This window comes from Streptomyces sp. NPDC006487, assembly GCF_042870555.1.
Classification (GTDB): domain Bacteria; phylum Actinomycetota; class Actinomycetes; order Streptomycetales; family Streptomycetaceae; genus Streptomyces.
This window is the reverse complement of the sequence record NZ_JBIAHN010000009.1, coordinates 378199-388168: the sequence shown is the minus strand read 5'-3', so window position 1 is coordinate 388168 and position 9970 is coordinate 378199. Positions and strand designations below refer to the sequence as shown.

10 protein-coding genes and 1 pseudogene are annotated in these 9970 nt (G+C 73.0%); 6 read left to right on the top strand and 5 right to left on the bottom strand.

Annotation, left to right across the window (positions count from 1 at the left end):
- The first annotated feature begins 129 nt into the window (after nt 1–129).
- The 3 genes from ACFYM0_RS18315 to ACFYM0_RS18305 are packed head-to-tail and all read left to right on the top strand — an operon-like array spanning nt 130 to nt 2592.
- Entirely contained in the window at nt 130–924 is a 795-nt protein-coding gene (locus ACFYM0_RS18315; protein WP_388502358.1) for an ABC transporter ATP-binding protein, read from the top strand.
- Nucleotides 911–1813, top strand: a complete 903-nt coding sequence (locus tag ACFYM0_RS18310; RefSeq protein WP_388502356.1) for an ABC transporter permease — start codon at nt 911–913, stop codon at nt 1811–1813. Before ACFYM0_RS18315 ends, ACFYM0_RS18310 begins: the two co-directional genes overlap by 14 nt.
- 5 nt (nt 1814–1818) lie before the next feature.
- The gene (locus ACFYM0_RS18305; protein WP_388502354.1) at nt 1819–2592 is read left to right on the top strand and encodes a sirohydrochlorin chelatase; all 774 of its coding nucleotides are present in this window, start codon (nt 1819–1821) and stop codon (nt 2590–2592) included.
- 227 nt (nt 2593–2819) lie between these two features.
- Here the strand turns inward: ACFYM0_RS18305 and ACFYM0_RS18300 are convergent, their stop codons facing one another.
- Nucleotides 2820–3824 carry a ketopantoate reductase family protein gene (locus tag ACFYM0_RS18300; protein ID WP_388502352.1) on the bottom strand — a complete coding sequence of 335 codons (1005 nt, stop codon included), beginning with the start codon at nt 3822–3824 and terminating at the stop codon, nt 2820–2822.
- Between the two features lie 45 nt (nt 3825–3869).
- Here ACFYM0_RS18300 and ACFYM0_RS18295 point away from each other — a divergent pair, with 45 nt between their 5' ends.
- A complete protein-coding gene (locus tag ACFYM0_RS18295; RefSeq protein WP_388502350.1) occupies nt 3870–4727 on the top strand; it encodes an aldo/keto reductase in 858 nt (285 codons plus the stop codon).
- Between the two features lie 25 nt (nt 4728–4752).
- Here ACFYM0_RS18295 and ACFYM0_RS18290 read toward each other — a convergent pair whose 3' ends face one another.
- Together ACFYM0_RS18290 and mgt are read right to left on the bottom strand one after the other, a co-directional pair.
- The gene (locus tag ACFYM0_RS18290) at nt 4753–5334 is read right to left on the bottom strand and encodes a DUF1697 domain-containing protein (RefSeq protein ID WP_388502347.1); all 582 of its coding nucleotides are present in this window, start codon (nt 5332–5334) and stop codon (nt 4753–4755) included.
- A pseudogene (gene mgt, locus ACFYM0_RS18285) lies at nt 5331–6613 on the bottom strand (macrolide-inactivating glycosyltransferase). Before mgt ends, ACFYM0_RS18290 begins: the two are co-directional and overlap by 4 nt.
- 123 nt (nt 6614–6736) lie before the next feature.
- Here mgt and ACFYM0_RS18280 point away from each other — a divergent pair.
- Entirely contained in the window at nt 6737–7609 is an 873-nt protein-coding gene (locus tag ACFYM0_RS18280) for a phosphotransferase enzyme family protein (protein ID WP_388502344.1), read from the top strand.
- Nucleotides 7610–7805: 196 nt separating this feature from the next.
- On the opposite strand, the gene ACFYM0_RS18275 is transcribed toward ACFYM0_RS18280, so the two are convergent.
- Nucleotides 7806–8399, bottom strand: coding sequence for a DUF2867 domain-containing protein (locus ACFYM0_RS18275; RefSeq protein WP_388502342.1), 594 nt, complete (start codon nt 8397–8399; stop codon nt 7806–7808).
- Between the two features lie 107 nt (nt 8400–8506).
- Between ACFYM0_RS18275 and ACFYM0_RS18270 the strand changes: the two genes are divergently transcribed.
- Nucleotides 8507–9064, top strand: a complete 558-nt coding sequence (locus ACFYM0_RS18270) for a TetR/AcrR family transcriptional regulator (protein WP_388502339.1) — start codon at nt 8507–8509, stop codon at nt 9062–9064.
- Nucleotides 9065–9173: 109 nt separating this feature from the next.
- On the opposite strand, the gene ACFYM0_RS18265 is transcribed toward ACFYM0_RS18270, so the two are convergent.
- Nucleotides 9174–9893, bottom strand: a complete 720-nt coding sequence (locus tag ACFYM0_RS18265; protein WP_388502393.1) for an exonuclease domain-containing protein — start codon at nt 9891–9893, stop codon at nt 9174–9176.
- Nucleotides 9894–9970 lie beyond the last annotated feature (77 nt).

Genomic DNA, 9970 nt, shown 5'->3' with positions numbered 1-9970 from the left:
GACCTCACCGGCATCTACGACCTCAAGCTCCTCAACAAGGTCCTCAAGACCGCCGGCCAGCCCGAAGTCTCCGACGCCGGCCTCGGCGCCAAGTAACCCCGTAATCCAGCAACCCAGGAGGTGACGACCATGGCCACCATTCTCGCCAAGGCTGCCGAGGGCACGGTAGCGGAGCAGACGCACGCCGCACGCATCGAGCACGTCTCGAAGTCCTTCTCCGGTCCGGCCGGATCGCAGCTCGTCCTGGACGACATCAGCCTCGATGTCGCTCCCGGAGAGTTCGTCACCATCCTGGGTGCCTCGGGATGTGGAAAGTCCACGCTCCTCAACCTGGTCGCCGGACTGGACAAGCCGTCCGCGGGGTCGATCGAGACCCCCGGCGGGCGTCCGGCCCTGATGTTCCAGGAGCACGCCCTCTTCCCGTGGCTCACGGCGGGCAAGAACATCGAACTCGCCCTGCGCATGCGCGGGGTGGCCAAGGCCGACCGCAAGCCGGAGGCCGAGCGGCTGCTCGAGCTGGTCCGGCTCGGCGGCTCGTACGGCAAGCGGGTCCACGAGCTGTCCGGCGGCATGCGCCAGCGCGTGGCCCTGGCCCGGGCGCTCGCCCAGGACAGCCAGCTCCTGCTGATGGACGAGCCGTTCGCCGCGCTCGACGCCATCACCCGCGACGTGCTGCACGGCGAGCTCACCCGCATCTGGGAAGAGACGAACCTGTCCGTCCTGTTCGTCACGCACAACGTCCGCGAGGCCGTACGGCTCGCGCAGCGTGTGGTCCTGCTGTCCTCGCGCCCCGGCCGGGTCGCGAAGGAGTGGACCGTGGGCATCCCGCAGCCGCGCCGCATCGAAGACGCGGACGTCGCGGAGCTGTCCCTCGAAATCACCGACCACCTGCGTGGGGAGATCCGCCGCCATGGCCAGCACTGACACCACCCCCGGGACCCCGTCCAAGGCCAAGGCCGACGACCTCGCCGGGCTGGAGGCCGGTCTCGACGCGCTCGACGCCGTCCAGACCCACCGCACCCCGGTCCGCGAAGTCCTCGTCAAGAAGGTCCTGCCGCCGGTCATCGCCGTCGGCCTGGTCCTCCTCGTCTGGCAGATCCTCGTCGCGGCGAAGATCACCGACGAGACCAAGCTCCCCGCCCTGTCCTCCGTCTGGGACAGCCTGTCCGACATGTGGATGAAGGGCACCCTGCTCGAGGTCATCTGGACCAGCGTCTCGCGCGGTCTGCTCGGCTTCCTGCTGGCCCTGGCCATCGGCACCCCGCTCGGTCTGCTCGTCGCCCGGGTGAAGTTCGTCCGCGCCGCGATCGGCCCGATCCTGCAGGGGCTGCAGTCGCTGCCCTCGGTCGCATGGGTGCCGCCGGCGGTGCTCTGGTTCGGCCTCAACGACGCGATGATGTACACCGTCATCCTGCTCGGCGCCGTCCCGTCGATCGCCAACGGCCTCGTCTCCGGCATCGACCAGATCCCGCCGCTGTTCCTGCGGGCCGGCCGCACCCTGGGCGCCACCGGCCTGCGCGGCGCCTGGCACGTGGTCATGCCGGCCGCGCTGCCCGGCTACCTGGCCGGCCTCAAGCAGGGCTGGGCCTTCTCCTGGCGTTCGCTGATGGCCGCCGAGATCATCGCCAGCTCCCCCGACCTGGGCCTCGGTCTCGGTCAGCTCCTCGAGAACGGCCGCAACAACATCGACCTGCCCGGGGTGTTCCTCGCGATCATCCTGATCCTGGTCGTCGGCATCGCGATCGACCTGCTCATCTTCAGCCCGGTCGAGCGGTGGGTGCTGCGCACCCGCGGCCTGCTGGTCAAGAGCTGATCACCGTGTCGGCGCGCTCCACGCAGGCCCCCGCCCTGCTCGTCATCGCCCACGGCAGCCGCGACCCGCGGCACGCGGCGACCGTGCACGCCCTCACCCGGCGAGTACGGGCGCTGCGGCCGGGGCTGCGCGTGGAGACCGCCTTCCTGGACTTCGACACCCCGACCGTCGACCAGGCGGTGGCCTCGCTCCACCTCTCGGGCGTACGCGAGATCGTGGCGCTCCCGCTCCTCCTGACGCGGGCGTTCCACGCGAAGTCCGACATCCCGGCGGTGCTCGCCGGAGCCACGTCCCGCCTGCCGGACCTCTCGGTCCGGATCGCGGATGTGCTCGGCCCGTCGCCGCTGCTGCTGGCGACCCTGGAGCGCCGGCTGTGGGAAGCCGGCCTCACCCCGGCGGACCGCGCCACCACCGGTGTGGTGCTCGCGTCCGCCGGTTCCTCAGACCCGGAGGCGATCGCAGTGATCGCTGAAATCGCGCGGGAGTGGCGGCACACCGGTTGGTGCGCCGTGCGGCCTGCGTTCGCCTCCGCTGTTCTCCCCCGGACGGAGGACGCCGTACGAGCCCTGCGCTCGGAGGGCGTCCGCCGGATCGCGGTGGCCCCCTACGTCATCGCCCCCGGCCGACTCCCCGACCGCATCGCGGCGGGCGCCGAGGCCGCGGGCGCCGACGTGATCTCGGCCGTCCTGGGCCCCTCCCCGGAACTGGCCCGGCTGCTCCTGCACAGGTTCGACAGCGCCCTGCGAGCCCCCGCCCGCGTACCGGCCCTGGCGGCCTGACCCGCCGCTCCGCGGGGCGTGGTCCCCTACCCGCCCTTCGCCCGTTCCCCGGGCTCTGCCCGGACCCCGGTCCTCAAACGCCGGACGGGCTGAACCATCCAGCCTCGCCGGCGTTTGAGGCGCGGGGTCCGGGGCGGAGCCCCAGGGGTCCGGGCAGCGCCCGGGGAACGGTGGAAGGGCGGGTAGGGGACTTCGCCCCGCAGGGCGACCCCGCCCGTACCCGGCGGCTACGCCCTCGCCGCGGCCTCGTCGGCCAGGGCCGTCAGGTCCTCGATGGACATCGCCCCGGGCGGCAAGCCCTCCCGCGCGAAGATGTTCGCCGCGTGCCGCAGCGTGTCGTTGACCGGCGTGGCCACCCCGTGCAGCCGCCCCAGCAGGACGACCTCCCCGTTGAGGTAGTCCGCCTCCACCGACCCCGTCCCCCGCGCCAGGCTCTGCCAGGACGACCCGCCCCGTACCACCCCGGCCGGCGCATCGACCTTGCCCTCGCGCACCGCCGCCTGCTCCGCGTCCGAAGCCCAGTCGAGCCCCGCGGCGGCGAAGGCCGCCTTCGCCTCGCGCACGGCCCGCAGCAGCAGCGCCGCCTTCGCGGGTTCGGGTTCCGGGCCGGTCGTCGCCTGGATCGCGTTGCCCAGATTGCCCAGCAGCTTCGCGTACTTCCACCGCATCACGTCCTCGGCGACCGGCGCCCCGAAGCCGGCCTTCTCCAGGTCGGCCGCGATCCGACGGACGGGCCCGTCGGCGCCTCCGGCGGCCTTCCCGAGGTGCAGGATCCCGGTCAGCGGCGCACAGAGCGCCGAGACCACCCCCGGCTCCAGGAAGGTCGCCGGCAGCCACACGCAGACCCCGTACACGCGCGCGAAACGCCGTAGGGCGAGGCGTTCGCTCTCCACGCCGTTCTGCGCGCACAGCACCGGCAGCCGCTGCGCGGCCGTACCACCGCCCGTGACCTCCGCGTCGGCCCAGGCGTCGAGCGCGGCGAGCGCGTCCTGGGTCTTCACGGTCAGCAACAGCACGTCGTCGGGGCGCAGTTCACCCAGCTCGACCGGCCCCGTCACCACGGGCAGCCGGTGCACCCGCTCACCGTCCGCCGTGGTGAGCCGCAGCCCGTTCGCCCGCAGGGCCTCCGCGTGGGGGCCGCGCGCGACGAGGACGACCTCGCTGCCCGACTCCGCGAGCCGTCCGCCGATGGTCGCGCCGATCGCTCCGGCGCCGATGATGATGTAACGCATGCCCACGAGCCTGGCACATCCGCGGGCCTGGGTTACGGTCGGGCCATGTCTGTTGACGTGGATGAGACGTTCGCCCTCGGCGGGGACCTGCCGGTACGCCGCCTCGGTCTCGGCACCGGCGGCCTGGTCGGCTCCGGCTACTGGGGCCCGCGTGCCGCCCGCCCCGCATCGGTCGCGCTGCTGCGCACCGCCGTCGCACGCGGGGTCACCCTGATCGACACCGCCGACAACTACGGCCCCCACCTGGCCGAGGAGCTGGTCGCCGAGGCCCTCCACCCGTACGGGGAGCGGCTGGTGGTTTCCACGAAGGGCGGCGTGGTGCGCACCGGCCCCGACCAGTGGCACGCGGCGGGCCGCCCGGAGGACTTGCGCTCCATGTGCGAGGCGAGCCTGCGCAGGCTCCGGCTGGACCGGATCGACCTGTACCAGCTGCACCGCTTCGACCCGGCCGTCCCGCCGGCGGAACAGCTGGGCACGCTGGCCGAGCTCCGGGCGGAGGGCAAGATCCGCCACATCGGGCTGAACACGGTGACGGCGGACCAGCTCAGGGAGGCCCTGGCCGTGGTCCCGGTGGCCTCGGTCCAGAACCCGTACAACCTCCTGGACCGCTCCTCGGCGGAGCTCCTCGCCCTGTGCGAGGCGCGGGGCATCGCCTTCCTCCCCTACTACCCGCTCGGCAACGGCGCCCTGACCCGCGAAAGCGCCGCCGCACTGACGGCGGTCGCCGCCGAACACGGCGCGTCCACCGGCCAGATCGCCCTGGCCTGGCTCCTCCAGCACTCCCCGGTCCTGTGCCCCACCCCGGGTACGGGCTCTGCGGACCACCTGGCGGAGAACCTGGACGCGGCAACGGTCCACCTGACCCCGCACGAGATGACCCTGCTGAACGGGCTGGCGGACTAGCGGACCGGCCCGCCGCACCGCGGGGTCAGTCCCGTGTGAGTTCCACCAGCTTGGCGACCGTGTTCCAGTTGCGGGTGGTCACGTCCAGGCCCTTGACCACCGCCGGCTTGGCGAGGGCTTCGGCGAGCTTGGAACGGCCGAGGCCGTTCGGCGCGTAGAGGTAGATGACGCGGTCGCCCACGCGGTACTCCTCCGGGAGGTGCGCGGGGGCGTCGATCGAGGCGAAGCGGGACGGGGCGGGCTGCTCGGAGCAGAAGGTGGCGTGGAGCTGTTTTCCTTCGAGGTCGGCGGCCGGGAAGGGGCAGGCGTCGGCGACGGCACGCAGGTAGGCGCCGTCGACCACCAGGCAGGGGACCCGGAAGCCGAAGTGGGCTTCGATGGCCGCCTCCAGGTCGCGGGCGAGGTCCGTCGGGGCCTTGTCCGTCGTACTGGTGAAGACGGCGTTGCCGCTCTGGAGGTACGTCTGCGCGTCCTCGTGGCCGAGGCCCTCCAGGACCTGGCGCAGCTCGGCCATCGGCACCTTCTTGTTCCCGCCGACGTTGATGCCCCGGAGCAGCGCCGCGTACTTCGCCTTGGTCGTTTCGGTCGCCTTGGTCGTCTTGGTCATGACTGCACGATAGGGCTCGCCCCTGACAGTGCCGGTCGTACGTGCAGTTCGGCCTCGATCAGGTCGGCCGCCTGGCGCGTGCCGCCCTCCGTCGCCATGTCGCGGCGGATCCGGTCCGCGCGGGCGGCCACCTGCGGGTCGGCGACCAGGGTGAGGACGGCCTCGCGCAGGGTCGCCGCGTCGGCCTCGGCCATGGGGACGTGCCGGGCGACGCCGAGGGCGGCCAGCATGTCCGCGTTGCCGAACTGGTCGACGGCCTGCGGGACCGCGACCATCGGGGTGCCGGTGGCCAGCCCTTCCTGGCAGCCGCCCGTGCCCGCGTGGGTGATGAAGGCATCGGCCTGGCGCAGGATGTCCAACTGGGGAACCCAGCGGTGGACTTCGACGTTGGCGGGGATCTCGCCGAGCTCGGCCTCGTCGGTGAACTTGCCGATCTGGAGCACGACGTGCCAGTCGGGCAGGTCCCCGAAGGCCTCCGTGCAGGCCCGGTAGAAGGCCGGCTGCTTGGTGAAGGTGGATCCGAAGGAGACCAGGAGGACCTTCTTCCCCTCGGCGCCGGCGGGGCGCGTCCAGGTGCCCTGGGTGGCGCTGCGGTCGCCCTGGCAGGCGCCGACGAAGGTGTGGACGGCCTCGTCGACCCGGTCGGCGTGGGGCTGGAGGGCGCGCGGCATGAGGACGATGCTGCGGCGGGGGCGGCCGACGAACCGGTCACTGTCCTCGGCGATGCCGTTCTCGTCGAGCCAGGCGCGGAAGCGGGCGTAGTACGCCTTCCCGCGCTCGGACGTCCGCAGTTCGGCGGTCATCGGCCCGGCGACCTCTTCCTCGTAGCCGGTCCATGCGACCAGGGTCGGGGAGAGGGAGACCGCGGGGACGCCCCAGCGGTGGGCGAGGACGATCGCCGGGTAGGCGGTGATGTCGTGGAGGACGAGGTCCGGCTCGTCGCCCTCGAAGGCGGACGCGAGCTGCGGGAGGGCCTGGACGGCGTCGGCGAGGAAGGGCTCGATGTTGTCGATGAGCTCGGTGCCCCACGCGTCGGGGTCCTCGTCGGTGGGGAGCGTGGAGTTCCAGATCACCGGGGTGGCACCGGTCTCGGAGATCTTGTCGGCGTACGCGGCGGGGATGGCGTAGCTGACGCGGTGGCCACGGGCGACCAGTTCGCGGATCACTTCGGTGCTCGGGTTCACGTGGCCGGCGGCGGCGATGGAGAGCATGGCGATGTGGGCGGGCTTCGTGGTCGCGGTCATGAGGGAAAGATAACGAGACGAGACGTCTCGTGCAACCTGGGAGGAAAATTCTCGCGGCGGGGCCGGATGCGAAACTTGTCCGGTCACGAGCACCCGGGTACGCCCCGGTGCCACCCCGGTCACCGGGGAAACGCACGGACGACCGCGGAGACGACTGCATGGACGAGGCACGCGCCCGGGAGGCCCTGACGGCGGCGGGCCTGGCACGGGCCGGCGCCGGGGCGTCCGCGCCCCGACTGCTGGCCCTCGGCGAGAACGCCGTCTTCGCGCTCGACGACGGCCTCGTCGCCAAGGTCGGCCGGGAGGCGGATCTGCTGCCGCGCGCCGAGCTGGAGCTCGCGGTGGCGGCCTGGCTCGCGCGGGCCGGGGTCCCCGCCGTCCGCGCGGCCGAGGCGGAGCCCCGGCTGGTGGACGGGCACCCGGTGACGCTGTGGCACCGGCTCCCCGACGCGGTCCGCCCGGCGGGCCCGGGGGACCTCGCGGCGCTGCTGCGGCAGATCCACGCCCTGCCCGCGCCACCCTTCACCCTGCCCCCGCGCGATCTGCTGGGCGGGGTCGAGCGCTGGCTGCGGCTGGCGGGCGGCGCGATCGATCCGGCCGACGCCGCGTACCTGCGGGCCCGACGCGACGGGTACGCCGCCCAGGTCGCCGCCCTCGCCCCGCACCTCGCTCCGGGCCCGATCCACGGCGACGCGCTGCCCCGCAACGTCCACGTGGGCCCGGACGGGCCGGTGCTCGTCGACCTGGAGACGGTCTCCTGCGACCTGCGCGAGCACGACCTGGTGGTGATGGCCCTCTCCCGCGACCGGTACGGACTGCCCGGCGCGTCCTACGAGGAGTTCACGGCGGCGTACGGCTGGGACGTGCGCGACTGGGAAGGCTGCGCGGTCCTGCGCGGCGCCCGGGAGACGGCCAGCTGTGCCTGGGTCTCCCAGCATGCCCCGGCCAATCCGAAGGCCCTGGCCGAGTTCCGCCGCCGGGTGGCCTCCCTGCGCGAGGACGACCCGGAAATCCGCTGGCACCCGTTCTAGGCTTGGCCCGACCGAACCCCGACACCGGGAAACCGGGCCTCGACCTGGTCCTCCTGCACCACTCGCTCCAGTTCGCGCCCTCGCGCTGGAAGGAGCTGCGGGCCCGGCTGGGCCCGGGCCGGCCGCAGACCGCGGACCTTCCCGGGCCGACCCCGCCCGCCCCGGGAGCCGACCCCATGAGGGCCCCTCCCCCGGATCAGGCCGCGCCGGAGACCGAACGGGTCCGCCATTCGCGGCCGATGCCGCGGATCAGCGCCGGGTACACACCCAGGTACCGGAAGGGCTTGATGCCCGCCATGTACACGGCACCAAGCAGTCCGTTGGGCTTGACCAGGACGGCCATCTGGCCGTGGTAGCCGCCGGTTCCGTCCGGGACCCAGCTGATGTGCATCACTCCGTGCACGGTCCGGTTCGCCGTCTCCGCCGCCCACTCGTCGTGCGTCTGGTAGACGGAGGTGAACGGAACCGAGCCGAGGTCCGGCCCCCGGGGACCCTCGCGGAGATCCGCCGGCAGCCGGTCGCGCAGCGTCGTCACCCGGCCCTCCAGGCCGTCGGCGGGCTTGTCCCAGCCGAACAGGGCCCCGAGCTTCCAGCGGATCGCGAAGAGCGCGCGACCCACGACGGAGGGGACGGGGTCCCCCTTGCCGTTCGCGAACTGGCTCACGAGCCGTTCGAGGTCGTCCGGGCCGCCCGGTGTCGGCAGTGCCCACACGTCCTCGACCTGGAAGTCTCCGGCGATCTCGTGGATCCGCCAGGGGCGGTCGGTGTGCGCGGTTGTGGGGAGTCTCATGAGCAAGCCCCTATCTATACGATGCCGTATAGAAGAAGGCTAGCACCGATCTATACGGCGCCGTATAGATCGAGGCCATGTGAAGTCCATGTGAGGGGAGACGCATCGTGGGCGCGACCCGCACGCCGCGCGGCAGCTGGATCGAGGAGGGACTGCGAGCCCTCGCCGCCGGAGGCCCGGACGCCGTCCGGATCGAACAGCTCGCGCAGGCTCTCGGCGTCAGCAAGGGCGGCTTCTACGGGTACTTCGGCAACCGGGACACGCTGCTCACCGAGATGCTCGACACCTGGGAGCGCGAGGCCGCCGAGGCCGTGATCGAACAGGTCGAGGGTGCGGGCGGAGACCCCAGGGCCAGGCTGAAGCGGCTGTTCGCGATCGCCGCAGCCTCCGACAGTCCGGCGCGGGGCGTCGCCACCGACCTCGCGATCCGCGACTGGGCGCGGCGCGACGAGTCCGTCGCGGAGCGGCTCCGGCGCGTCGACAACCGCCGCATGGACTACCTGCGCTCGCTGTTCGGCGCCTTCTGTCCCGACGAGGACGACGTCGAGGTCCGCTGCATGATCGTCTACTCCCTGCGGGTCGGCGAATACTTCATCGCCGCCGACCACGGCCCCCGGAGCCGCTCCGAGGTCATGGAGCACACCCGAGACTGGCTGCTCCGCTAGCGCGAGCCCGAGCCCGAGCCCGGGTCCGAGCCCAAGTCCGGGTCCGAGCCCTAGCCCGAGCCCGAGCCCAAGCCCGAGCCCGAGTCCGAGCCCAAGCCCGAGCCCGCCGTCAGACCCGGTACGGCACGACGGGCCAGGCCCGCTCGACTATCGCCTCGGGGTCCGAGGTCCGCCGCAGGTAGCTCTGCAGCGAGGCCGCCTGCTCGGCCGCCGCGCGGATCTGGAGCTCGTGCAGGTCCGCCAGGGCGACCGTCCCTATCGCGGCGTGCACGGCCCCCATGCGCCGTGCGGCGCGCGCCGCCGCCAGCGCGTCCGCGCCCGCGTCGTGCGCCGCTTCCAGGGTCACGCCGTAGTGCTCGCACAGGGCCTGGAGGGTCCGCCTGCCCTTGCGGTACCGGTCCGCGTGCTTGTCCAGCACCAGCGGGTCGATGACGGGCGGCGCGGAACTCCCCGGCCAGCGCTCGCCGAGCGGACGGATCCCGTGGCGGCGGCACTCGCGGTCCAGCAGGGTCAGGTCGTACCGCGCGTTCATCACCACCAGCGGGGTCCCCGAGCTCAGTGCCTCCACGAGCGTCCGGGCGATCTCCTCGATCGCCGGTGCCGCCGCCATGCCCCGCGAGCGGGCGTGGTCCGTGGAGATGCCGTGGATGGCCGAGGCCTGCTCCGGGATGGGCACGCCGGGGTCGACCAGCCATGTCCGCTCCCGCGCCACCTGCCCGTCCGGCCCGACCGCCACGACGGCGGCCGTCACGATCCGGTCGGACTCGATGTCGGTCCCCGTCGTCTCCAGATCGAAGGCCACCATCGGCCCGCCGTGCCAGTCCCCCATCCAGTCCCCCGCCCAGTCCCCCATCACGTGCCCCCCGTACCCGTCCCTTTGCGTCAACGGCTTTCAGCCTGTCACGG